Source organism: Psychrobacillus sp. Z16_25 (assembly GCF_056856695.1).
The window spans coordinates 13,166-35,330 of the sequence record NZ_JBXEOV010000007.1; the positions used below are offsets into that span (position 1 = coordinate 13,166).

Sequence of the window (22,165 nt, forward strand, 5' to 3'; positions counted from 1 at the left end):
TTTATTTCTTTATTTTAAAATAGAAAACCAAGCATCTACTCTCCCTCTTTAGAGTATTGCATCTTTCTAATCTTTATAAAAAAGCACAGACGATTGTCTGTGCTTTTTACAGTAGTTATTCCACTAAGAGATTCCCCGTTTTCAAATCATAGAAACGTAGTAAATCTCCGTTAATTATTTTGTCGGAATAACCAAGCTCTTGGGTAGCCCGTTCAATATAAGGACGGCAACTTTCTATATCCACTTCTTCACCAGTGCCATTCTCATAGCATGTGTTACTAGTGTATACAAAATCTTTTGTTATGAAGCCGCCGTTTCGGAAAATCACAAATTCTTCATGATCCTCTGAAAAAATATCAGCACCTAATTGCATATCTCTCGTTGTTTCAATACCTAATAGATGTAGCACAGTAGGTCTTAAATCAATTTGTCCAGCAACCTCTGTTACTTCCTTTCCAACACCGCTGTTAGGGATGTGTACAAAGAGAGGAACACTTTGAAGTTTAGCAACCTCATATGGCGTAATTTCTTTTTCTAGATATTTAGACATTGCCGCATTATGGTTTTCTGAAATTCCATAATGGTCTCCATACATAACAATGATTGAATTGTCATAAAGACCTTGCGCTTTTAAATCTTCAAAGAAAAGCTTAAGAGCCTCATCCATATAACGTACTGCTTGGAAGTACTTATTCAACGTACGTGAGTTAGAATCGTATGGAGGGATCAGTTCATCCTCTTCATCTAAATCAAAAGGAAAATGGTTTGTTAAGGTAATCATTCTTGAATAAAAAGGCTGTGGCATTTCCTTCATATGCTGTACAGACTGCTCAAAGAATGGGATATCCTTCATGCCCCAGTTTACAGAGTTTTCATCTGTAACATCATAGCTAGTTACATCATAGAATTTTTGGACATTAAGTGATTGATACATCATATCACGGTTCCAGAAGCTTTTCTTATTAGCATGCATGACATTTGTGAAGTAACCTGCATCATTTAAACGTTCAGCCATTGAATAATAGGTGTTCTCACCATGCGTGAAGAATACAGCACCACCACCTAGCGGATACAAAGAGTTCTCAACTAGAAATTCTGAGTCGGAAGTTTTTCCTAAACCAGTTTGGTGGTAAAAATTCGAAAAGTAAAAAGTATCTTTGTCTTTTGTTAAAGTATTGAGGAATGGGGTTACTTCGTGTCCATTCATGTCATTATTCAGGACAAATGATTGAAGTGATTCCATGGACACCACGATTAGGTTTCGTCCTTCCGCAAGTCCAAATAATTCCTCGTTCGGTTCAGCTTGATTTGAGCGCACATAGTTATTTACTTCTACTAGTTCACTTCCGTCTGCAAGTGCTCTTTGTGCATGAGATTTGGATTGAATATAAATATCATATAAATGATAGTTATAGGAACCAATATTTTTCACAAGCATTTCTCGGTCAAAACTACGAGTTAAGAGCTGTGGACGTTCAATCTCAGACAATCCTAAATTTAAAAACAGAATCGCTGCAGTTAAAACAAAATAAGCTCTTCTTGTAGCTGGTTTTACCACTGATATTTTCTCTTTTACGGAAATCAATTTAACAGCAGCCAGAATAATTAAGAAATCTGTGAAATAGAAGACATCTGTTAGATAGATACTTTCTAATGCAGAAGAACCTAAATCACCAAAGTTACTTGTCTGGAACAGTACTGGGATGGTAATAAAATCTGTAAAGAAACGGTAGAAGACCGCATTACCATAAAGAATTGCCGCAAGCACAAAACTAGTAATAACGATATATCTATTTCTAGCTTTCGTACTTTTGAAAAATAAGGACAACCCATAAATAAAGAACAAGAAGCTCAATGGGTTTATAAATAAAATTACGTGTTGCATTATATTCTCGATTTTCATATCAAAGCTCGTGTGGTAAACAATATAGGTTTTAATCCAAGTAGCCACTAGAGCAATTACAAGAATAGAATGTGTCGGCCATTTTTTCGTTTTCATGCCTACATCCTCCCCTTTTCACTCTTAAATTATGAGAAAAAGTAACAGAGTATATCTTAATCCTTTTGGTCAGAGAAAGCAACCTTAAAGAAAGAGATATTTAGATATTTTTTACAATTCCTCTTTTGGTTTACCCTTTATTGGACGAGTTTAAACCTGAAAAAGTTCCTAGTAAATATGTCTATATTTATAACGGGACTATTTTCTCACAAAAAAATACCTTTCCTCCAAGAGCAAAAGCTGTCTATTGGGTTAATTTACTAATTTCTTGTCTTAAAATCAAAATAGCCATTTGATATTCCTTTATTTCAATAAGCTGCATTTGATAAAGCTCTCTTATTTCCGCTTCCATCATTTCTAGGTCAGCAATTCGATCTTTTGTATAGACAAAGATCCCGAAACGCTTTAACAGCTGTGTAACATCATAGACTGTTTTCATTATGTGCACCCGCTTTTCGATACTCTTCACAGTTGATAAGTTGATCCTCCGTAATAATCCGATTTACCGGCAAATCATACAGGTCTGTTGGAACACTCTCCGTAATTTGACAATTAAAAGCCAGAGAAACAGTATCCCCTTTATAATTTACTAGATAGCGATCAAAATAGCCACCACCATAGCCTATTCTATAACCACTTATACTGTATACAATTCCAGGCACCACAAGTAAGTCGATATCGTCTTTTGCAACGAAAGTAGAATTCTCTACTTTGGGCTCCCATAGGTTCATATATACGTTTTCCAGGTCGTTAAAGTGTTCCAACAAATAAAACTGCATGGTTCGTTCTTTCGGATTACATCTTGGAACCACAACCTGTTTCCCTAAGTTCCAAAGAGCTTGTATAACCTCTTTTGTATCCGCTTCCGGAAAATTAGAGATAGTCAATCCAACCGTGTTACTCTTTTTATTTATTTCTTCTTTCAAAAACCTCTCTTTAATACAACCAGACAGTTCTAAGTACTCATCATGCTCTATGTTTGCAAGTCTTCGTTTCATATCATTTCTTATCTCACTTTTTTTCATGAGGGACCTCCCTTGATAGAAAAAAACCAAAACCACGGGGTTTTGGTTTAGGATATTATTTTGTTTCTCTATGAAGAGTCATTTTCTTTTCACGTGAGCAATATTTTTTAAGTTCAAGACGTTCTGGGTTGTTACGCTTGTTTTTCTTAGAAATATAGTTGCGCTCTCCGCAATCTGTACAAGCTAATGTAATATTAACGCGCATGTTTGTCCCTCCCACTCTTTGCCAGGATTTGATATAAAACTTGAGCATGATTTATACGACTAACCAATTATAGCACAAAATAAAAGAAAATCTACTATATACTATAAGAATTTCTTTAAAGATTTTTTATATATGGTAGTATGAGTAAAGATATATTATCAAAGAGGTGAATAAATTGGATATTTTCTCTGTTACATTAATTATTATCGGAATTATTTTAATTATCGTATCCTTTTTTATAAAAGATACCAACAAGAAAATCGAAAAGGATATGGAAGAGCTCTCATTTTCTTTTTATCAAGAGACCAGCACTTTAAAGCGTAGAATGAAGATAATAGAAGAAGAGCTTCTGATTGAGAATAGGAGTAAGCCTCTCCCTTCTAAGAAAAGTACCCCTGTTATTCATGAGATACTGAAAAATCAGGTCCTAGAATTACATAAGCAGGGCTTTTCCTTGGGCGAAATTAGCGCTAGATCCTCTTTAACAATAGATCAAATTAAATCGGTCATCGGTGGTGCAAATAAATGAACAAGATGGCTATAAGGTATTTAGGAATAGGTATATTCCTCTCCGGCACAGTCTTAACCATTTATAACGTCATTTCCCATGATACGCCTGCACCAGAGAAAGACTTAGAGACTGCTTATAAAGCTTCACAAGAAGAGCTTCAAGCAGTTAAACAGCAGCTAGCCGACTTACAATTAAATATAGACAAAGCAAATAATGAAAGCTCCCAGCAAACTGTCGCTACACAGCCGGTGCGAACAACGATTCTAACGATTGAGACTGGTATGACATCGTCAGAGGTAAGCGCACTTCTCGAGAACACACAAATTATTGATCATAAAAATGACTTAGAGGATCACTTAATAGAAAACAACTTGACTTCTAGAATTCAAGTAGGCAAATATGAACTGAGTTCAGAAATGTCTATCCAGCAAATTGTAGACATTATCACGAAGAGCCAATAAATACTATTCATAATTAGAGGCCAGGACAAATCAAATGAGAAGCAGTCATGATTCTATATTTTACAATTAGAATCATAACTGCTTTTTTTGAACTCTGGTTCTTCACTGCGTCGGAGGCCACAATGGAAATCAACGATATAAAAAAGCAAGTGGTGACCTGATCTCATTCACATACTCACGGTTAATATTTTATGGACTTTTTCAGTACCTTCCCCTGCAACCGCAGGAGTCGCCGACACTGCTCCGAACCTATAAAGTTACTTACACAAAAATACAGTTTCACTTGATTGAGCAAAAAAGAAGACAGAAGACAAGTGTGACAGAAATAAAAAAACGAAGAAAAGAACACTCGTCTTTTCTTCGTCGAAACTATTCATTAGCCTCAGCATCAAGTTCGTCAATCTGTTCATTCGTATATGCAGGTAAAATTGGCTGATTTGCTATATCTTCTTCTTTTTTCAGCTGACTATTTTTCTTTTGAATCGCAAAATAGGTGTCCACTACTTGGCGAGCAAGTGCGCTTGTATAGTTCGTTTGATAGTTTGACTCCACTGAAGCCCAAGGTACTACAATAGCATAGGCGATTTCTGGATTTTCAAATGGGGCGAAGCCTATATGAGTCAGGTTTACGGTTCCGACGTTCTTTCGTTGCTCAGCATCCCAATATAACGACTGAGCAGTACCAGTCTTTCCTCCAGCTGTATATTCAGCTCCTAAAAAGGCTTTGTAAGCAGTTCCTTGGTTACCAGAATAAACACGCTTCATCCCTTCTCTAACTCTGTCTATTTCTTCTTTAGAATTTTCCACCACGTTTAGTATCTTAGGTGTTACTTCTTTGACCAATTTACCAAGATGTTCGCCATCTTCGGAAGGCTCTCTGATTTCTTTCACAACGTGAGGTTCTAAACGAGTACCACCGTTCGCAATAGTAGAGACAAACTGAGCAAGCTGTAATGGTGTATACGTATCATATTGCCCTATCGCCAAGTCCAGTAGGTTCCCCTGCGTAAAGCCCCCTGTAACACCAGTAACTTCTCCAGGTAAATCAATCCCTGTATGAACGCCAAGCCCTAGTTGAGCATATCCATTTCGAAGTTTATGGAACGCATCTACCCCGAAATTAATAGATTGATTTGGTTGATAAACTCTTCCAGCAAGTAAGTAACCTATTTTAAACATATAAACGTTTGAAGAACGCTCAAGTGCGGTTAAATCATCCATCCAAATTTTGGAATTTCGGTTAAATACCGAACTTTTTGGATTAGATCCTTTAATCAGGATTGGTTCATCTAATAATCGCGTTCCCATGTTTATTACGCCTTCTCTATACCCCGTCAGGACAGTACCTGGTTTCACAGTAGAACCTACCTCATAAGCTGTGGTAAAGGTTCCGAAAGCGTAATCATTTACTTCTAACTTTCCTGTTTCCGTATCTTTCGTAACTTTTTTTCCTACTAAAGAAAGCACTTCCCCGGTATTTGGTTCCATGATAACAAGAAATGCACGGTCCAGATACTTTGTCCCAGCATTTTTTTTCATGTCAAGTAGCTGCTTCTCAAATAGCTCTTCCATCTTATATTGAAGCTCACTATCGATAGATAAAACCAACTCATTACCGGCTTGCCCTTCATAAACGGTTTGTACATCAATTACACGGCCTCTACCATCTGTGATATTTTTCACTACACTCTTTTGACCTTGTAGCACTTCCTCATAATACTTTTCTAAATAACTTTTACCAACACGGTCGTTACGAGTATAGTCTCGAGACAGGAAGTAATCGAGGGTGTCATTAGGAATCCCCTCCTTTGGAGAGGTTGTACGACCAAGAATAGCAAGGGAGGAATTATATACCCTCCTCCAATCAGTTGTTGTGTTAACCCCTGGTAATTCACTTAATCTTTCTGAAACGCGGGCAAACTCCTCTACTGTCACTTCTATAATGTCACCAGTTTCTTTGCTTACCTCATCGCCTTTTATAATTTGTGGAGAAAGAGCATATCCTGTAGCCATTTCTCGATAGATTGCAATAATCTCCAGTTGCTCTTTACTAAAGGAGTTAAGCTCTTCTTCACTGATTTTACTTCTTGTTAAACGGTCGATTGCTCTATTTTTTTCCGTTTTGTCCATATCTTCATCGTTTGAGATTTCTGCTCTTTCTTCCTTTGTCAACAAGTCGACAGGCTCTTTTAGCTGTGAATTAAGAAATAACCAATAGTCCTGTAAATCACTTTTGGTTATAGAGCTCGTATCTTTTTCAATCAGCTTACCAAGTTTTTCCGCTACCCCATACATTTCCTCTGCTTTTGTTGTTTGCATCCTTGTATACGTGATTGCTCGCTGGGGCTTGTTGTCTACAAGAATTCGCCCTTCACTATCGTATATCCTACCTCTGGGCACACTTGTATTAACAGGAACTTCCTCTGTCTGTTCTATTTCCCTTGTATATTCTTCACCCTTCACGATTTGTAGATATCCAAGGCGAAATATCAATAACGTAAATAATACAAAAATAGAAAAGAAAAGGATATTCATACGAAAAGTAATATTTGCTCGTTGTTTAGCCTTTGCGTTTTGTGTTCTCTTGGTTGGAATTTTTCGCATGATGTTCACCTACTTACCTTATAAATTCATCCTACCTATTGTAACATAAAAAGCACACACTTTTTGACGAAAAAGTGTGTGCTAGGTTTCATTTTAAAAGGAATTATTTTGCTGCTGCGTAGCGTTTAGAAACTTCATCCCAGTTTACTACATTCCAGAAAGAGGAGATATAGTCAGGACGACGGTTTTGATAGTTTAGGTAGTAAGCATGCTCCCAAACGTCTAAACCTAATAATGGAGTTTTTCCTTCCATGATTGGGGAATCTTGGTTAGCAGTTGAAGAAACTTCTAACTCTCCATTTGCTAAAGATAACCAAGCCCAGCCGGAACCAAAGCGAGTAGTAGCTGCTTTTGCAAATTCTTCTTTAAATGCATCAAAGCTACCGAATTTTGCGTCAATCGCTTCTGCTAACTCACCAGTAGGTGCTCCTCCACCATTTGGAGAAAGAAGCTGCCAGAATAGAGAGTGGTTTGCATGTCCGCCACCATTATTGCGTACTGCAGTTTTGATATCTTCTGGAAGCGCGTCCAGATTCGCAATTAGTTCTTCTACTGATTTGTTTTCGAATTCTGCTTTCCCTGCAACCGCATTGTTTAAGTTCGTTACATACGTGTTGTGATGTTTTGTGTGATGAATATTCATCGTTTCTTTATCGATATGTGGTTCAAGTGCGTCGTACGCGTAAGGTAATTCTGGAAGTTCATAAGCCATTATAGTTTCCTCCTAAAGATTAATATAGTAAAAATCTTCCCACTTATTAGCCTAACAAAATAAATAGAAACCTTCAATTAAAAACAACTAATTTTTTCTCCTACTTTAGGCTGAACTATACAAATAGAAAAAACACAATAATCATTAATATTAAAATAATAATCTTTGCCAGGGAGGAAGTAAGAAATCCTACAAGAGAGCCAACTCCAGATTGAACGGCTTGCTTAAATCCTTTTCTTGTCACAAGTAATTCCGCTAGCACTGCTCCAAGAAAGGGACCCACTAATATACCCGCTACGGGAATGACAAACGGTCCAATTAATAGACCGATTGTACTCCCCCAAATTCCTGCTTTCGTTCCACCAAATTTTTTAACACCAAGGGCGTTAGCTGCCATATCTGATCCAAATAATAGGACCACAAATAATAGCTGAATGACCCAAAAAAGCCAGCTCAGTTCTTCAAAGGAGAAAAACAAGCCATAAAGGACATAACCCAATAACATAAAAACAAAAGAAGGAATAATTGGATAAAACGTCCCCATAAAAGCAATTATAAAGCTAGCTATGATTAATACCCAACCTAACCAATCCATTTACCCACGTCTCCCTAGTACCGCCTCTGCTATATTGGTCGAATGATCGCCAATACGCTCTAAATTACTTAGAATATCTACAAACATTATACCTGCTTGTCCAGAGCATCTTCCTTCATTGACACGAATTATATGATTTTTTCTAAATTGACGCTCCATCTTATCAAGAACGTCCTCTTGACTAGCAACTTCAAGCGCAAGTTGTTCATTATTCGTATTTAGTGCTTCTATTGCTTTTTTGACTGTACTAATGGTAAGTTCGAACATCTCCGACACATCAGCCATTGCATCTTCCGTAATTGTAATTCGATGTGTTTCTTGATATTCAACCAGCTCTAAAATATTTTCAAAATGATCTCCTACACGCTCAATATCCCTTACAGAATCCATTAATAGATTATGCCTGCTTGATTCTTGTGGAGATAAAGACTGAGAGGATAGTTTCACCAAGTAATCAGTGATCTTCTGGTCTAGATTATTCAGTGCATCTTCAATTTGATAAGCAAGGTCAGCATCTCGTTTATTTTTTGTTTTCAAGAATGAAAATGTTTTTTCTAAGCCTTGGATACTTAATTCACCCATGCGAATAATTTCTTCTTTCGCCTGTCCGATAGCCACAACAGGAGCTGTTTCTATAAAGTTTACATCCAAATGTTTCGGCTTGTATTCAATTACTGTATCTTCACCCGGGATAAACTTCGTTACCAAATACGCCCAAGCTCCAATAAGAGGGAATTGAATAATCGTATTTGCAATATTAAAAGAACCGTGTGCGAATGCAATTTGCATTTTAGGCTCTAAATTTAATACTCCTGCCAACCACTCAATATAGATAGAAAAAGGCGTTAAGAAAATAATAAAAATAACAGAACCTACTACGTTAAACAAAACATGTGTTGCAGCTGCTCTCTTAGCAGCAATAGACGCCCCTAGAGAGGCTAGAACTGCTGTAATAGTCGTCCCGATATTGTCACCGAATAATACAGGAAGAGAACCTTTAAGAGTAAGAAGGTCTTCTGCATATAGCCCTTGCAAAATAGCAACTGTTGCGCTTGAACTTTGAACAATTAATGTGAAAATTGTTCCTGCAATAAGACCTAAGAAAGAATGATCACTCATTGTCAAGGTAAAGTCTGTAAAGGCCTCCAATTCCCGAAGAGGCTTCATTCCTCCACTCATTAGCTCTAAGCCTAAAAACAATCCACCAAAACCAAAAATGACCTCACCAAAATTTTGGATAGCTTGTTTTTTGAAGAAGAAAATAAGAAAGGCACCAATAGCAAGAATAGGTAAAGCATATGCTCCCACATCAAATCCAATGATAAAGGCAGTCACAGTAGTTCCAATGTTAGCCCCCATGATGACTCCGATTGCTTGGCGAAGAGTCATAAAACCAGCACTAACTAGACCTACAGTAATTACGGTTGTCCCCGAACTGGATTGGATCAATACAGTTACTATTATCCCTACGAGTACACCCATAAACGGGTTTGTTGTGTATCTATCTAAGATATCTCTTAAACGATCTCCCGCAGCTTTTTTTAATCCATCGCCCATGAATTTGATAGAAAAGAGAAAGATCCCTAATCCACCGAAAAATTGAAATAACATCTCTTGCCAATTTAGTTCCACCGGCTTGAACAACTCCTTAGACAACAAAATTTTTACTACTTATTATGGTAATTTGTTTGAGGAATTGTAAAGATTATAGAGGTAATCTTTACAATAACTTAACAATGGATGAAAATTTGCTTTGTTTTCCCTGAGAAATGGATGATAAAATAAAAGGAGAAAGGGTGACAAAATGAGTTTATATCAATTATTTAAAGAAAGTTTACTTAGTCCTAAAAAAATTGCTGCCTTTCGTTTAGTTCCAATAGGAAAGGTTATGCAATACATATTTATTTACATATTTCTTCTAACTATACTTTCTTTTATCTCTTTTATAAATGGTATATCATTACAACAAGAAAGTATGGAAGGTTTCCTTATTTATTTTTCAGAAATAGAATGGCTTCTCTATCCTTTCGCTTTTGTTTTCTTATTTGTTTTAAATACCCTCTTTATCTTTGTCCGAATCAGTGTCTTTGGATACATTGGCCAAATCATTTTAAGCTTAAGAAAACGAAGAGGCGAATATAGACATCTTTGGAGATCTGCCTTGTTTGCTAGTACACTCCCTATGTTATTAACATTACTATTTACTATTTTCCAATGGTCAAATACTTTCACACAGCTTGTCGTTTATGGGCTAACACTTCTATATTTATATCTTGCTACAACGTATTATCCTAAACAAAGATAATCATAAACTTCTCTTCTTCAACATAATGTTGGACAAGGGGGGAAATTATGAGAATATTTATCGCAACTATTATTATTTGTTTAACGTTCTATATTATTAAAGTGGACCTGTTCGAAGGTACCATTCCATTGGCTTATTCTCAAAATACTCAAGAAAGCTGTTTAGAAGCACCTCAGTACATATCCGTAGAAATATTACCTGGGGATACCATTTACTCTGTGTTTGCTCTATATCCTAGTGAACATTTTGAATCGTTTACAGAAAGATTAGATGATTTTTATAACTTAAACCCACATCTAATGAATCAGACATTTAAAGCAGGAGAAAAAGTTCTTCTCCCTTTAACTTCAGAAAAATCTCTCTGCAAATAAGGAGTAAAATGTTTCTTTCTTGTCATATCTACAAAGAGACTGATAAAATGGTGAATAGTGACGGCATTTAGCCTGAAGAAGGAGAGAATTTTCATGAGTGAAATCATTCATCGTTCCAAAACTCGACCTGTTCGAGTTGGAAACTTGACTATAGGTGGTAGTAATGAGCTTTTTATTCAAAGTATGACAACTACAAAAACACATGATGTAGAAGCTACTGTTGCAGAAATACTACGATTAGAGGAAGCCGGCTGTCAAGTTGTTCGTGTAGCTTGTCCTGATGAGCGTGCTGCTTATGCAATTGGTGAAATTAAAAAACGTATTAATATACCACTAGTTGTGGATATTCATTTTGATTATAAACTTGCATTGATTGCTATTGAGCAAGGTGCGGATAAAATTCGTATCAACCCGGGCAATATCGGTCGTAAGGAAAAAGTAGAAGCAGTAGTTAATGCTGCAAAGGCAAAAGGTATTCCAATTCGTATTGGAGTAAATGCAGGTTCTCTAGAAAAGAAAATTCTTGAGAAATATGGTTATCCAACTGCTGACGGAATGGTTGAAAGTGCTCTCCATCATATTAAAATATTAGAAGACCTAGATTTCCACGATATTATTGTTTCTATGAAAGCTTCTGACGTAAACTTAGCGATCGAGGCGTATCGAAAAGCTGCTGAAGCATTCGATTACCCACTGCATTTAGGAATCACTGAATCAGGAACCCTTTTTGCAGGTTCTATTAAAAGTGCAGCAGGATTAGGGACGCTTTTAGCAATGGGAATCGGTAATACATTACGTGTATCATTGAGTGCAGACCCAGTGGAAGAGGTTAAAGTAGCAAGAGAACTTTTAAAAGTATTTGGATTGTCTTCTAATGCAGCAACTCTTATCTCTTGTCCTACTTGTGGTCGAATTGAAATAGACTTGATTTCTATTGCAAATGAAGTAGAAGAATATATCTCTACTATTAAAGCACCTATTAAGGTTGCAGTACTTGGCTGTGCAGTAAATGGACCAGGTGAAGCGAGAGAAGCGGATATCGGAATCGCTGGAGCTCGAGGAGAGGGTCTTTTATTCCGTAAAGGAAAAATTGTCCGTAAGGTACCTGAAGCAACAATGGTAGATGAACTAAAAATTGAAATTGATAAAATTGCAGAAGAATATTTTGCCAAACAAGCTGCTGAAAAAGCTGAAGAAGAGAAACAACAGGTTTAAGGAGGGATACAATGACGAATGTAAGGTTCGGCATAGATATAGATGGTACAGTCACGTGCCCTACATCCCTGCTTCCCCATATCAATGAAGCATTTCAATGTGATTTAAAACTGGAGGATATTAAGGAATATGATTTAACGAAGGCCTTTCCAGTTGATCGAACAGAATTTTATCATTGGTTTAAAAAGACGGAGCCAATCATCTATGCATCCTCCCCTATTCAGAAGGATGCTCACGCAGTTTTATCTGCTTGGAAGGAAAAATACGAGCTTTATTTTATTTCTGCTCGCGGTGAAAATGTTCGAGATGTCACCTTAGAATGGTTTAAACGACAGGAGCTGCTTTACGATCATATTGAGCTCATAGGAACCCATAATAAGATTGAGACAGCACGAAAGCACCAAGTTCATGTATTCTTTGAAGATAAGCATGATAACGCCGTGGAGATTCATGAAGAATTAAATATTCCTGTGTTGTTATTTAATACCCCTTATAACCAGATGTCTATACCCAAAGGAGTTATAAGGGTAAATAACTGGCTTGAGGCAAACGAATGGATTGAAAAAGAGTTTGTGACTTCGATTAAATAGTTAGAGGAGGATAACCATTCTTTGGTTATCCTTTTTACATAAATGGAGGGAAAAGAAATGAATATTATCATCTTCGGAGCAACAGGTGGAGTTGGAAAGATTGTAACTCGATTAGCGTTAGAGCAAGGATTTAATGTAACCGCTTTTGTCCGTAATCCAGAAAAACTAAACATAACGCATGAGAATCTTCGCATTCTTCAGGGAGATGCTTTTAATAAGACCGCAGTGGAAAATGCCATCGCAAATCATGATGCTGTCTTGTCTTGCTTAGGGTCATCGAATGGCCTAAAAAAATCTACTGATCTAGAAAAAATGACTCAAAATATTGTGGATGGAATGGTCGCTCATGGGATAAGCAGAATCATCTATATTGCTTCTGCTGGGATAGACGGGGAAATTCCAGGACTATCAGGAAAACTAATAATGAAAATGCTTGGAAATGTTTTAGCTGACCATAAAAAAGCAGTTCAATCTATCCTACAAAAGGACTTGGAATATACAATTGTTCGCCCACTAGGATTAACAGATAAAGAGTTTACTGGTAATTATAGAGAGGCAGAAATAGGTATTCCGGAGAAAGCTAAAAGTATCTCAAGAGCTGATGTAGCAGACTTTATTATAAAAGCATTAAAAAATGACCATTACATTCGCACATCCATCTCCATAGCAAAATGATTGAACAAAAGGCAATCCAGGAGTTTCATTACCCCTGGATTGCCTTTTCTTAATGGCAGTTTGGACAGTTGCCGTATATCTCAAATTTATGATTCTCTATTTGATAACCTGGTATGGCATTCTGGAGAACTTCCATTGGACAAAAACTAATTTCTTTAATGTTTCCGCAGCTCATGCAGATAAAATGATGGTGATGATGATCAACCTCACATTGCATACGGAAGTGTTTTTCCCCGTTTAACTCTGTTTCTTCTAATATACCAAGCTCAACGAAGGTGCTGAGATTTCGATAGATTGTATCATAGCTCATTCCTGGATATTCAGCTTTCATTACATCTAAGATGTCCCTTGCTGTAATATATTTGGAGGTATTCGAAAAAAGAACCAAGATGCGTTCTCTCTTATCCGTTTTTTTAAAGCCTTCATTTTTTAAGATCTCCCATGCCCTTTCTAAATTCATGCCGTTAACGCCCCTTTCGCCTTCTTCTGAAAAAGAATGGCAAGTAGCAGGATTACTATGGAGGTAACAACAATCGTCCCGCCAGGTGCCAAGTCTAAATAGAAAGCACTTACTAAACCAATGATGACGGAAAGCTCTCCAAAAAGAACCGAGAGCAAAAGTGCTTGCTTAAAGCTTTTAGATAGTCTCATGGCAGCAGCCACTGGTAAAGTCATAAGAGAGGAAACCAATAAGATTCCGACAATTCTCATCGATCCGGCTATTACTAGAGCAGTAATAATCATAAATAGCACATGGATCCACTTAGCAGGCAAACCAGATGCCTTTGAATACTCTTCATCAAAAGATAACACAAATAGCTCTTTGTACAGCAGGCCTAAAAATAAGAAGACGAGAACTGCTATCAGAACAATTATCCACAAATCCTGTCTACTTACCGCAGACACCGAACCAAATAGATAGCTCATTAAATCTGAGCTGAAACCTTCCGCTAGCGAGATAAAGATTGCCCCTAAACCAAGACCTGCTGACATAATAATCGGTATTGCCAATTCCTCATAATGCTTATACCAACTTCGTAGTCGCTCAATAAAAAGGGAGCCTGTGACGGAAGCTGCAATCCCTAAATATAATGGATTTAATAAGCTTAGTGACGCTACAGATTGACTTAAGTAAAGGCTGCCAGCTATTCCAGCTAAAGTAACGTGACTTAACGCATCTGCAATTAAAGAAAGTCTCCGAACTACGATAAACACGCCTAAAAGTGGTGCGATGATTCCAATGATTAATCCTGATGCAAAAGCATTTTGTAAAAACTCATATTGAAAAATAGAATCAATCATTTCCGCACCTCCTTCTGATGCTCTACCCGGCGAACGGAATGACCGTACCATGCTTCACGTTGCTCTTCACTCATTGTTTCCATCTCCTGCTTGTATCCGTGGAAATGAATGGTTTGATTTAAACAAGCAACATGGCTGATACTTGTGGATACCGCATCTACATCATGCGTTACCAGGATAATCGTAATATTATGTTCCTTATTTAAATGTAGAAGCATATTATAAAACGAACGGACATTTTTACTATCTACCCCTACTGTCGGCTCGTCTAATATTAGGATCTTAGGATTGCTTATTAACGCTCTTGCAATAAATACTCGTTGCTGTTGCCCGCCGGATAGTTCCCCAATATTTCTATTCACATAGTCTTCCATGCCAACAGCTTTCAGTGCATGTCTAACTTGTAATGTGACATCTTTCGGAAACAGACGGAACAGTCCGGTCTTTTTAACCAACCCACTTCTCACTACTTCTCCTACCGTAGCCGGAAAGCCAGTATTAAAGGAATTTGATTTTTGAGAGACATAGCCAATACATTCCCTCTCCCTAAACTGGGTTGCCGGTTTACCTAATAAAAGTACGTTACCGGTTGTCGGCTTCAATAAGCCCAGTATAATTTTTAGTAAAGTGGACTTACCAGAACCATTGGGACCAATAATAGCAAGGAAATCTCCTTCCATTACTGTCAGATTTATATTTAATAGTGCTTGTGTTTGTTCATATTTATATGATATGTCGTGTAGCTCAATTAATGGTTGAGACATATATTTTTCCTCAATTCCAATTCAGAATGATTACGATTTACAAAAACTAAGTATAATTTATTCGAGTCCGTATGTAAATAATTATGTTTGAAAGGATGAATAAATGGATATTGGCAGACTAATCCATCAATTACAAAATTGCTCCAAAAAAGAATTTAAAAAAATTTTGAAAGGCTTCGATGTGAAGCTTACAGATAAAGAAATTGAAGGCGTTCATCCCTTGCTTCAAGAGATTTCGATTACTTGGCTAGTCCTGGGTGTACCCCAAGCAATTCAACAAAAGCTCATAAAAATTTTAGGTGAGAAAAGAGCATATGCTCTGTATCAAGAACTAAAAGAAAAAGGTCCCTCCGCTTTCCAATAAGCGAGGGGCCTTTAATAGTTTATACAGTTAGTAGCTCTTCAAACACCTTTGGATTGAAAGATTTTGTTCGCAGCATGTCAATTTCATGCTTATATGGAGCTTTCTTGTTTTTGGCATCTGCTCCTACAAAAGGCGTTTCAAGAATTTTAGGTATTTCCGTTAATTGTGGATGATGGACTATATAGGAAAGGGCATCAAAGCCAATTTCTCCAAAACCGATATTTTCATGACGGTCCTTCCCAGCTCCACAAACATTTTTACTGTCATTAATGTGCAATACCTTTAAACGATCAATACCTATCGTTTTATCAAACTGATGAAGTACGCCATCAAAATCATTTTTGATATCATAACCAGCATCATGAACATGACACGTATCCAAGCAGATAGATATTCGATGATTATTCCTTACACCATCTAGAATTTGAGCAAGTTCCTCAAAGGATCGTCCACATTCTGAGCCTTTTCCGGCCATTGTTTCCAAGGCGATTTGGACTGGATATTCTGTGCTTAATACCTCGTTAAGTCCTTCTATAATCTTTTGGATACCTACATCTGCTCCTGCCCCAACATGTGCTCCTGGATGGAGGACAATTTGGTTAGCCCCTAAAGCAGCAGTCCGCTCTACTTCCTTTTGTAAAAATTCTACGCCAAGCTGGAACGTTTCAGGCTTCGTTGTGTTTCCTAGATTAATAATATAAGGAGCATGGACTACAATGTTAGAAATACCGTTTTCCTTCATATGCTGCAGCCCAGCTGCTATATTTAATTCTTCAATTGCTTTCCTACGAGTATTTTGAGGTGCACCCGTATAAATCATAAAGGTATTTGCACCATAGGAAGCAGCCTCCATGCTAGAGCCTAGCAGCATGTCCTTTCCACTCATGGATACATGTGATCCTAACAACATAGGTAAATCCCCCTATTTATTACGGTTTTTAATCCGACGTTCTCTCTTTTTAATTTTATCCATTTCCCATTTCATGTTTCGTTTATAGCCGGGCTTCACTTTTTTCGGCTTTCGAACCATTGACTTCGCTTTTGCATCTATCTCGTTTTCAACTTTTGCGCGATTTTTACGAGAATGTCTTTCTTTTAGCTCGGACCACTCACCATTTTTCACATCCTTATGCTCAAAGGTGATGCCCATTTTTTCTATACGAACTAATGCATCCTCATCAGATGGCTCGTATAAAGTGATTGCTAGTCCTGTCATTCCTGCTCGAGCGGTTCTTCCTACCCGGTGGACGAAGAATTCTAGGTCGTCTGGTATTTCATAATTGATGACATGGCTTACCCCAGGTATATCAATACCACGAGAAGCTAAATCAGTGGCTACAATATACTGAAATTCTAAATCATGAATTTGTTTCATCACTCTTTTTCTTTCGCGGGGTGACACATCACCATGAATTAGCCCAACCTTCACACCATTGCCTTGAAGGTAATTAGCAACCTCATCCGCATTCTGCTTAGTGTTTGTAAAGATTATCGCTAAGTATGGATTAATTCCTTCTAGAACTTCCAGTAATCTTTTTTTCCTTGATTTGCTTCGAACAGGCACAACAGTGAATTCAATTCCTTCAGCCACTGGTCTTTTGTCACCAATTTTTATATGCACAGGCGAGTCCATATATTTTTTTAAGAATGGCTGAAGCTTTTCAGGGATAGTAGCTGAAAATACAAACATCTCTAGCTGTTCTGGCATTTTAGAGGCAAATTGGTCTATCTCATTAATGAATCCTAGATCAAATGCTAAATCTGCTTCGTCTATCACCAAAGTATTTGCCGTGTGTACAAGAAGTGCCTGCTCCATTGTAAGATCTCGAAGTCGGCCTGGAGTTCCAACGACAATTTGAGGCTGAACTTTAAGCTTATCAATTGCTCTAGCCTTATCAGTACCTCCGATGAAGAGCTTTGCCTGTATCTCTGTACCTTCAATTAATTTCCCTAATTCTTTAAATATCTGTGTGGCAAGCTCTCTAGTCGGAGAGGTGATAATAGCCTGTAATTCTTGTCTCTCCACATCTATTTTCTCTACAATTGGAATCAAGAAGCTATGTGTTTTACCTGTTCCAGTATGAGCTTGACCAATCGCACTTTTTCCTTTTAAGACTAAAGGTATGATTTCCTTTTGAATAGGTGTTGGTTCTGTAAACCCGAGTTTTTCAATAGCGCTTTGTAAAAAAGGCTGAAAATTATAATCTGTATATTTGGACATTCGAGTCCCTCCCTTGCATTTCTTTATTGTAACACGATTGTACATAAAACGTGAAATTTGCATAGTATAGATTAGTCTGTATGCGCGAAAGGAGATGAAAAAAATTGCGTTATCAATCTTTTTACCCGTTTGCACAACGAGGTAATAATTTTATGTTCGGAAATCCTGGAAATACAGGTACTATACCTAATAGTCCTCCGCCCCAAAATTTTTCACCACCAAATTTCTCGCCACCAGTTTTTCCTACAAGCTCAGGTGGAACAAATACACAGGTCAGTGGTCCTTTAACAAACTTTTTTAGTCAATTTTCTCAATCAAGAGGTGGAGGTCAAACACCAAACACAGGGCCAATGCAAGCACCTAGTACAGGTTCAATGCAACCACCAAGCAATGGAGGATTCTCTCCATCCGGAGGTTTCTTTGGAGGACCTAATCAAATGGGAGCACCGGGTGGATTCGCCCCACAACCTCCTAATGCTGGATTCCCTCCTAATGGGGCCTTTGGTGGCTTCCAGCAAGGGGCTGCGAATGTTGCAGGTGCCACCGCAGCAGCTGGAACCGCTGGCCTTGCAGGAGCAACAAGTGGCTTAGGCTCAAAAGCAATGTCTTATTTACAAACAGCGGACAAATTTATTAACACAGCCCAACAGCTTACCCCTATGGTAAAGCAATGGGCACCTATGTTTCAAAATGTTCCAGCTCTATTGAAATTATATAGAGGCTTCTCGGCTGCACCAGCTGCAGGGGCTGCGACAGCAGCAGCCACGACTACCGCTGCAGCAGCTGCAGCTCCAGTCACAAGAGCGGCAGCAGCACCAATATCAACTGGTGTCTCGCTTCCACGGATTTTCCAGCCACCATTTTAATGCTTTGTAATACTCCCTTTGCTCCGTTATAATAGGAGTATGCTCGTATGGAAGGGAGTTTCTATGAATGATTGTACAAAAAATTACGCCCCGAGGATATTGTTATGGAGTTGTAGATGCAATGGTGATTGCTAGAAATGCAGCTTTAGATACATCTCTCCCACGGCCTATTTATATACTTGGAATGATTGTACACAACAAGCATGTAACCGATGCCTTTGAACAGGATGGGATTATTACGCTTGATGGTGCAAACCGCTTAGATATTTTAAATAAAGTTGAAACAGGAACTGTTATCTTCACAGCGCATGGGGTGTCACCAGAAGTAAAGGAACTAGCTAGAAAAAAGGGATTAGTATCAATAGATGCTACTTGCCCGGATGTGACAGTTACCCATGATCTTATTAAAGAAAAAACGGCAGAAGGCTTTGATATTATATATATTGGGAAAAAGGGACATCCTGAACCAGAAGGTGCAATCGGTGTTGCTCCCTCTCACGTACATTTAGTCCAAAATTTAGACGACATTGAAAGTCTAAATCTACAAAATGATAAATTGCTAGTAACCAATCAAACAACGATGTCACAATGGGATGTTGCTCATTTAATGGATAAATTAAAGGAAAAATATCCTCATATTGAAGTGCATAAAGAAATTTGCCTAGCTACACAAGTACGACAAGAGGCTGTTGCAGAGCAAGCAGGTGGAGCTGATTTACTAATTGTAGTAGGCGACCCAATGAGCAACAACTCTAATCGTTTAACTCAAGTGTCTGAGGAAATAGCTGGCACACCTTCTTATAGGATTGGGGATATTTCGGAACTGAAACTAGAGTGGCTTGAAAATGTAAACCATGTTGCAGTGACTGCAGGTGCTTCCACTCCAACTCCAATTGTGAAGGAAGTTATCCAGTTCTTAGAAAAATATGACCCGAATGATCCTTCCACACACGATACAACCAAAAAGGTAACAGCAGATAAAATACTACCTAAAATAAAAGTACCGAAGCCTGTGGATCGAATCGAGCCATATACAATGAAATAAAATGACACACAAAAAGCACTTACGTTCTTTATGAATCGTAAGTGCTTCTTCCTTTTTTAACAGCTTATATCAACTGAAAGGGCTCAGTAGAAAGTTGAGAGGCAATAAATTGAACAGAAAGCTTTTTCTTTTCACATTTCTCGTTCATGTAATTAGCCACTCCTTGCTTCATCACTTGCTCTATATGATGTCCAGGATCGATTACAGCCAAATCTATTGCCAATGCATCATGCGCTACATGAAAATAAAGATCTCCCGTAATAAACACATCTGCACCTGCTCTCTTAGCAGTTTGGATATATTTGTTGCCATCCCCTCCAAGGACAGCAACCTTTTTTACTTCTCTATTCAAGTCCCCCACTACTCGAACAAAAGGCACACCAAGTTGAGATTTAACCTTTTCCGCATACTCTTTTAGTTGCATAGCTTTAGGTAGCATTCCTACTCTACCTAATCCTTTTTTATTTATTTCTGTTTCTAAAGCAATTAGGTTATATGCAGGTTCCTCATATGGATGATTTGTTAATAATGCCTTTAGCACTTTATTTTTAATAGCCGCAGGAAAGACCACCTCTACCTTATCCTCTTCCACTATAGTTAGCTCATTTGCTTCTCCAATATATGGGTCTGCATCACTTAAAGGTCGGAATCTACCATGCCCTGCTGTTGTATAAGAGCAGCTGTCATAATCGCCGATATGTCCTGCTCCAGCTTCTGCCAAGGCATTTCGCACCTTTTCAGTAGATTCCTTTGGCGTAAATACAATTAAATTCATCAGCTTTTCTGCTGTTGTTTCCTCCATGATTTGAATATTTTCGAGCTCTAGCTTTTGAGCGAGTAGGTCGTTCACTCCTCCTGTTGCTATGTCTAAATTGGTATGAGCTGCATACACAGCAATATCATGTTTAATTAGCTTTTCTATTAATGCTCCTTGCGGAAGATCTGTACGCAAGTTTTTTAACTTTGTATAAATCGGAGGATGATGAGCGATTATTAATTCACACCCTTGCTCAATAGCCTCATCCACTACAGCCATATTCACATCAAGTGTGACTAACACTTTATTAATTTGCTTATTTAGAGTTCCGACCTGCAGACCAACTGGATCCCCTTCTACTGCAAGGCTTTTTGGTGCCCAACGCTCAAATATAGAGATAATATGCTGTCCATTTGCTGGTTTCATTTATAGCAGCTCCTTTACAAATGATATTTTAGTATCCAGCTCCTCTATTTTCTCTAATACCTCTTTGGAAGAAGGGATTTTTTGAAGCTGTTCTTTTATACGTTCCCACTCTTTTCGCTCAGTAGACCACTTCTTTTGAAAAATAGGGGAATTTTCCTTCATTAAAAATGGCCCCAAAAGTAATTCACTATCTGTAAGCTTCATTTTTCCACGTTCTAATACCAGTATTTCATAAATTTTTTCATTTTCCTCTAAGATAGCTTCCTGCGTTATTTTCCAGTCTTCTTTTAATGCCCACTCTCGTATAACCTTTGCATGGATATTTGGCTGAAGTATAAGCGTTTCGACAGAATCAAGCTTCTCTTTTCCAGCTTCCAGTATGGAGGTGATCAGTGGACCACCCATACCCGCAATCGTAATCGTTTCTACGTGGTCTTCTTTGCTTATTACTTCAAGTCCATTACCTAAGCGGACGCTTATATTTTCTTCTAAGCCCTCATTCTTTACTTGCTTTTTGGCTGATTCAAATGGTCCTTTTACGACCTCACCAGCTATCGCCTTACTTATCACATTTGTATGTACCAAATAGCATGGCAAATAAGCATGATCACTACCTATATCCGCGAGAACCGTATTTTTTTCGACAAAGGATGCAACCTTTTTAAGTCGATCTGATAAATTCTTTGCATTCACTTTCAACACCTCCAGCTTATTATAGCAAAAAAGAATAAGGAACGCCTGTTGACACAAGCATAGGATAAGAAACCAATCCACCCTACACGTTATTTTAATCCTTGCATCCGATGTTATTCAGAGCTGGCCCACTGCTAGAGTCAAATCTACCGTCAACTGTCGATTCGTTAAAGGATTGAGGCTGGTGGATAAGCGAGAGAAGATTGGAGCTAAGCGAGAGTAAAATCATGGCATACGAGAGTATTGCGCCTCTATGAGAGTAAATCCTCTTTATCCGAGAATAAATACCATCTAAACAAGAATAAGCCTCATCTTAACGAGAGTAACCAATCGCTATCTAAGAGTAAATACTGCTCAAACCCTAAAAAGCAAAACACCCTACTGGAATTCCCTCCTCTTTTTTAGCAATTTATCTATCGTAATCTCCTAAGAAATACATACATATATAAAAAAAGACCC

At 37.9% G+C, this 22,165-nt stretch carries 25 protein-coding genes; 10 read left to right on the top strand and 15 right to left on the bottom strand.

Annotated elements, in window-relative coordinates; genetic code table 11:
- Positions 1-115 precede the first annotated feature (115 nt).
- The 4 genes from AC1VU3_RS09110 to rpmG form a co-directional block, all read right to left on the bottom strand.
- On the bottom strand, positions 116-1,999 hold the full coding sequence (locus AC1VU3_RS09110; protein ID WP_480387676.1) for an LTA synthase family protein: 1,884 nt from the start codon (positions 1,997-1,999) through the stop codon (positions 116-118).
- A gap of 244 nt (positions 2,000-2,243) precedes the next feature.
- Positions 2,244-2,438 carry a YqgQ family protein gene (locus AC1VU3_RS09115; RefSeq protein ID WP_480387675.1) on the bottom strand — a complete coding sequence of 65 codons (195 nt, stop codon included), beginning with the start codon at positions 2,436-2,438 and terminating at the stop codon, positions 2,244-2,246.
- Positions 2,422-3,024 carry a 5-formyltetrahydrofolate cyclo-ligase gene (locus AC1VU3_RS09120; RefSeq protein ID WP_482983333.1) on the bottom strand — a complete coding sequence of 201 codons (603 nt, stop codon included), beginning with the start codon at positions 3,022-3,024 and terminating at the stop codon, positions 2,422-2,424. The genes AC1VU3_RS09115 and AC1VU3_RS09120 overlap by 17 nt, the downstream gene beginning before the upstream one ends.
- Before the next feature lie 55 nt (positions 3,025-3,079).
- Positions 3,080-3,229, bottom strand: a complete 150-nt coding sequence (gene rpmG / locus AC1VU3_RS09125; protein WP_053588882.1) for a 50S ribosomal protein L33 — start codon at positions 3,227-3,229, stop codon at positions 3,080-3,082.
- Between the two features lie 166 nt (positions 3,230-3,395).
- Between rpmG and AC1VU3_RS09130 the strand changes: the two genes are divergently transcribed.
- Together AC1VU3_RS09130 and AC1VU3_RS09135 are read left to right on the top strand one after the other, a co-directional pair.
- Positions 3,396-3,758 (top strand): hypothetical protein, encoded by a 363-nt coding sequence (locus tag AC1VU3_RS09130; protein ID WP_480387673.1) that lies wholly within the window; start codon positions 3,396-3,398, stop codon positions 3,756-3,758.
- Entirely contained in the window at positions 3,755-4,201 is a 447-nt protein-coding gene (locus AC1VU3_RS09135) for a hypothetical protein (protein WP_482983334.1), read from the top strand. The genes AC1VU3_RS09130 and AC1VU3_RS09135 overlap by 4 nt, the downstream gene beginning before the upstream one ends.
- Positions 4,202-4,570: 369 nt before the next feature.
- Here the strand turns inward: AC1VU3_RS09135 and AC1VU3_RS09140 are convergent, their stop codons facing one another.
- From AC1VU3_RS09140 to AC1VU3_RS09155, 4 genes are all read right to left on the bottom strand, one after another.
- Positions 4,571-6,805 (bottom strand): peptidoglycan D,D-transpeptidase FtsI family protein, encoded by a 2,235-nt coding sequence (locus AC1VU3_RS09140; protein ID WP_482983335.1) that lies wholly within the window; start codon positions 6,803-6,805, stop codon positions 4,571-4,573.
- Between the two features lie 103 nt (positions 6,806-6,908).
- Complete coding sequence (locus AC1VU3_RS09145) at positions 6,909-7,517, bottom strand: superoxide dismutase (protein ID WP_480387670.1); 609 nt, start codon at positions 7,515-7,517, stop codon at positions 6,909-6,911.
- Positions 7,518-7,632: 115 nt separating this feature from the next.
- Entirely contained in the window at positions 7,633-8,112 is a 480-nt protein-coding gene (locus AC1VU3_RS09150; protein ID WP_480387669.1) for a DUF456 domain-containing protein, read from the bottom strand.
- Complete coding sequence (locus AC1VU3_RS09155; RefSeq protein ID WP_480387668.1) at positions 8,113-9,744, bottom strand: Na/Pi cotransporter family protein; 1,632 nt, start codon at positions 9,742-9,744, stop codon at positions 8,113-8,115.
- Positions 9,745-9,916: 172 nt separating this feature from the next.
- On the opposite strand from AC1VU3_RS09155, the gene AC1VU3_RS09160 reads away from it, so the two are divergent.
- The 5 genes from AC1VU3_RS09160 to AC1VU3_RS09180 all read left to right on the top strand — a co-directional run bounded on the left by AC1VU3_RS09160 (position 9,917) and on the right by AC1VU3_RS09180 (position 13,268).
- Complete coding sequence (locus AC1VU3_RS09160; RefSeq protein ID WP_480387667.1) at positions 9,917-10,417, top strand: DUF1189 family protein; 501 nt, start codon at positions 9,917-9,919, stop codon at positions 10,415-10,417.
- A 47-nt stretch (positions 10,418-10,464) separates the two neighbouring features.
- Positions 10,465-10,788, top strand: a complete 324-nt coding sequence (locus tag AC1VU3_RS09165) for a hypothetical protein (protein ID WP_480387666.1) — start codon at positions 10,465-10,467, stop codon at positions 10,786-10,788.
- Positions 10,789-10,890: 102 nt separating this feature from the next.
- Positions 10,891-12,003: a flavodoxin-dependent (E)-4-hydroxy-3-methylbut-2-enyl-diphosphate synthase gene (gene ispG / locus AC1VU3_RS09170; protein WP_480387726.1), complete on the top strand. Its 1,113-nt coding sequence runs from the start codon at positions 10,891-10,893 to the stop codon at positions 12,001-12,003.
- 11 nt (positions 12,004-12,014) lie between these two features.
- The gene (locus AC1VU3_RS09175; RefSeq protein ID WP_480387665.1) at positions 12,015-12,593 is read left to right on the top strand and encodes a hypothetical protein; all 579 of its coding nucleotides are present in this window, start codon (positions 12,015-12,017) and stop codon (positions 12,591-12,593) included.
- Between the two features lie 57 nt (positions 12,594-12,650).
- Complete coding sequence (locus AC1VU3_RS09180) at positions 12,651-13,268, top strand: NAD(P)-dependent oxidoreductase (RefSeq protein ID WP_480387664.1); 618 nt, start codon at positions 12,651-12,653, stop codon at positions 13,266-13,268.
- Positions 13,269-13,317: 49 nt separating this feature from the next.
- Here AC1VU3_RS09180 and AC1VU3_RS09185 read toward each other — a convergent pair whose 3' ends face one another.
- From AC1VU3_RS09185 to AC1VU3_RS09195, 3 genes are read right to left on the bottom strand one after another with little or no spacing between them, the layout of a single operon-like run.
- Positions 13,318-13,728 carry a Fur family transcriptional regulator gene (locus AC1VU3_RS09185; protein WP_480387663.1) on the bottom strand — a complete coding sequence of 137 codons (411 nt, stop codon included), beginning with the start codon at positions 13,726-13,728 and terminating at the stop codon, positions 13,318-13,320.
- On the bottom strand, positions 13,725-14,570 hold the full coding sequence (locus AC1VU3_RS09190) for a metal ABC transporter permease (RefSeq protein ID WP_482983336.1): 846 nt from the start codon (positions 14,568-14,570) through the stop codon (positions 13,725-13,727). The genes AC1VU3_RS09185 and AC1VU3_RS09190 overlap by 4 nt, the downstream gene beginning before the upstream one ends.
- Complete coding sequence (locus AC1VU3_RS09195) at positions 14,567-15,334, bottom strand: metal ABC transporter ATP-binding protein (RefSeq protein WP_480387661.1); 768 nt, start codon at positions 15,332-15,334, stop codon at positions 14,567-14,569. The genes AC1VU3_RS09190 and AC1VU3_RS09195 overlap by 4 nt, the downstream gene beginning before the upstream one ends.
- Before the next feature lie 103 nt (positions 15,335-15,437).
- On the opposite strand from AC1VU3_RS09195, the gene AC1VU3_RS09200 reads away from it, so the two are divergent.
- Positions 15,438-15,698 carry a hypothetical protein gene (locus AC1VU3_RS09200; RefSeq protein ID WP_480387660.1) on the top strand — a complete coding sequence of 87 codons (261 nt, stop codon included), beginning with the start codon at positions 15,438-15,440 and terminating at the stop codon, positions 15,696-15,698.
- Positions 15,699-15,717: 19 nt separating this feature from the next.
- Here AC1VU3_RS09200 and AC1VU3_RS09205 read toward each other — a convergent pair whose 3' ends face one another.
- Together AC1VU3_RS09205 and AC1VU3_RS09210 are read right to left on the bottom strand one after the other, a co-directional pair.
- A complete protein-coding gene (locus tag AC1VU3_RS09205) occupies positions 15,718-16,608 on the bottom strand; it encodes a deoxyribonuclease IV (protein WP_482983337.1) in 891 nt (296 codons plus the stop codon).
- A gap of 12 nt (positions 16,609-16,620) precedes the next feature.
- Positions 16,621-17,919 carry a DEAD/DEAH box helicase gene (locus tag AC1VU3_RS09210; protein WP_480387658.1) on the bottom strand — a complete coding sequence of 433 codons (1,299 nt, stop codon included), beginning with the start codon at positions 17,917-17,919 and terminating at the stop codon, positions 16,621-16,623.
- Positions 17,920-18,023: 104 nt separating this feature from the next.
- Here AC1VU3_RS09210 and vrrA point away from each other — a divergent pair, with 104 nt between their 5' ends.
- Together vrrA and AC1VU3_RS09220 are read left to right on the top strand one after the other, a co-directional pair.
- Positions 18,024-18,785, top strand: a complete 762-nt coding sequence (vrrA, locus tag AC1VU3_RS09215; protein ID WP_482983338.1) for a VrrA/YqfQ family protein — start codon at positions 18,024-18,026, stop codon at positions 18,783-18,785.
- Between the two features lie 67 nt (positions 18,786-18,852).
- Complete coding sequence (locus tag AC1VU3_RS09220; protein ID WP_480387656.1) at positions 18,853-19,830, top strand: 4-hydroxy-3-methylbut-2-enyl diphosphate reductase; 978 nt, start codon at positions 18,853-18,855, stop codon at positions 19,828-19,830.
- Between the two features lie 64 nt (positions 19,831-19,894).
- Here the strand turns inward: AC1VU3_RS09220 and AC1VU3_RS09225 are convergent, their stop codons facing one another.
- Entirely contained in the window at positions 19,895-21,013 is a 1,119-nt protein-coding gene (locus AC1VU3_RS09225) for a Nif3-like dinuclear metal center hexameric protein (RefSeq protein ID WP_482983339.1), read from the bottom strand.
- The gene (locus tag AC1VU3_RS09230) at positions 21,014-21,706 is read right to left on the bottom strand and encodes a tRNA (adenine(22)-N(1))-methyltransferase (RefSeq protein ID WP_482983340.1); all 693 of its coding nucleotides are present in this window, start codon (positions 21,704-21,706) and stop codon (positions 21,014-21,016) included.
- Between the last annotated feature and the right edge of the window lie 459 nt (positions 21,707-22,165).

Excerpts from the sequence above, each read along its gene's own strand:
- AC1VU3_RS09110 (WP_480387676.1), bottom strand. The coding sequence starts at position 1,999 with ATGAAAACGAAAAAATGGCCGACACATTCTATTCTTGTAATTGCTCTA.
- AC1VU3_RS09115 (WP_480387675.1), bottom strand. The coding sequence starts at position 2,438 with ATGAAAACAGTCTATGATGTTACACAGCTGTTAAAGCGTTTCGGGATC.
- AC1VU3_RS09120 (WP_482983333.1), bottom strand. The coding sequence starts at position 3,024 with ATGAAAAAAAGTGAGATAAGAAATGATATGAAACGAAGACTTGCAAAC.
- rpmG (WP_053588882.1), bottom strand. The coding sequence starts at position 3,229 with ATGCGCGTTAATATTACATTAGCTTGTACAGATTGCGGAGAGCGCAAC.
- AC1VU3_RS09135 (WP_482983334.1), top strand. The coding sequence starts at position 3,755 with ATGAACAAGATGGCTATAAGGTATTTAGGAATAGGTATATTCCTCTCC.
- AC1VU3_RS09140 (WP_482983335.1), bottom strand. The coding sequence starts at position 6,805 with ATGCGAAAAATTCCAACCAAGAGAACACAAAACGCAAAGGCTAAACAA.
- AC1VU3_RS09145 (WP_480387670.1), bottom strand. The coding sequence starts at position 7,517 with ATGGCTTATGAACTTCCAGAATTACCTTACGCGTACGACGCACTTGAA.
- AC1VU3_RS09150 (WP_480387669.1), bottom strand. The coding sequence starts at position 8,112 with ATGGATTGGTTAGGTTGGGTATTAATCATAGCTAGCTTTATAATTGCT.
- AC1VU3_RS09160 (WP_480387667.1), top strand. The coding sequence starts at position 9,917 with ATGAGTTTATATCAATTATTTAAAGAAAGTTTACTTAGTCCTAAAAAA.
- AC1VU3_RS09165 (WP_480387666.1), top strand. The coding sequence starts at position 10,465 with ATGAGAATATTTATCGCAACTATTATTATTTGTTTAACGTTCTATATT.
- AC1VU3_RS09175 (WP_480387665.1), top strand. The coding sequence starts at position 12,015 with ATGACGAATGTAAGGTTCGGCATAGATATAGATGGTACAGTCACGTGC.
- AC1VU3_RS09180 (WP_480387664.1), top strand. The coding sequence starts at position 12,651 with ATGAATATTATCATCTTCGGAGCAACAGGTGGAGTTGGAAAGATTGTA.
- AC1VU3_RS09185 (WP_480387663.1), bottom strand. The coding sequence starts at position 13,728 with ATGAATTTAGAAAGGGCATGGGAGATCTTAAAAAATGAAGGCTTTAAA.
- AC1VU3_RS09190 (WP_482983336.1), bottom strand. The coding sequence starts at position 14,570 with ATGATTGATTCTATTTTTCAATATGAGTTTTTACAAAATGCTTTTGCA.
- AC1VU3_RS09195 (WP_480387661.1), bottom strand. The coding sequence starts at position 15,334 with ATGTCTCAACCATTAATTGAGCTACACGACATATCATATAAATATGAA.
- AC1VU3_RS09200 (WP_480387660.1), top strand. The coding sequence starts at position 15,438 with ATGGATATTGGCAGACTAATCCATCAATTACAAAATTGCTCCAAAAAA.
- AC1VU3_RS09205 (WP_482983337.1), bottom strand. The coding sequence starts at position 16,608 with ATGTTGTTAGGATCACATGTATCCATGAGTGGAAAGGACATGCTGCTA.
- AC1VU3_RS09210 (WP_480387658.1), bottom strand. The coding sequence starts at position 17,919 with ATGTCCAAATATACAGATTATAATTTTCAGCCTTTTTTACAAAGCGCT.
- AC1VU3_RS09220 (WP_480387656.1), top strand. The coding sequence starts at position 18,853 with ATGATTGTACAAAAAATTACGCCCCGAGGATATTGTTATGGAGTTGTA.
- AC1VU3_RS09225 (WP_482983339.1), bottom strand. The coding sequence starts at position 21,013 with ATGAAACCAGCAAATGGACAGCATATTATCTCTATATTTGAGCGTTGG.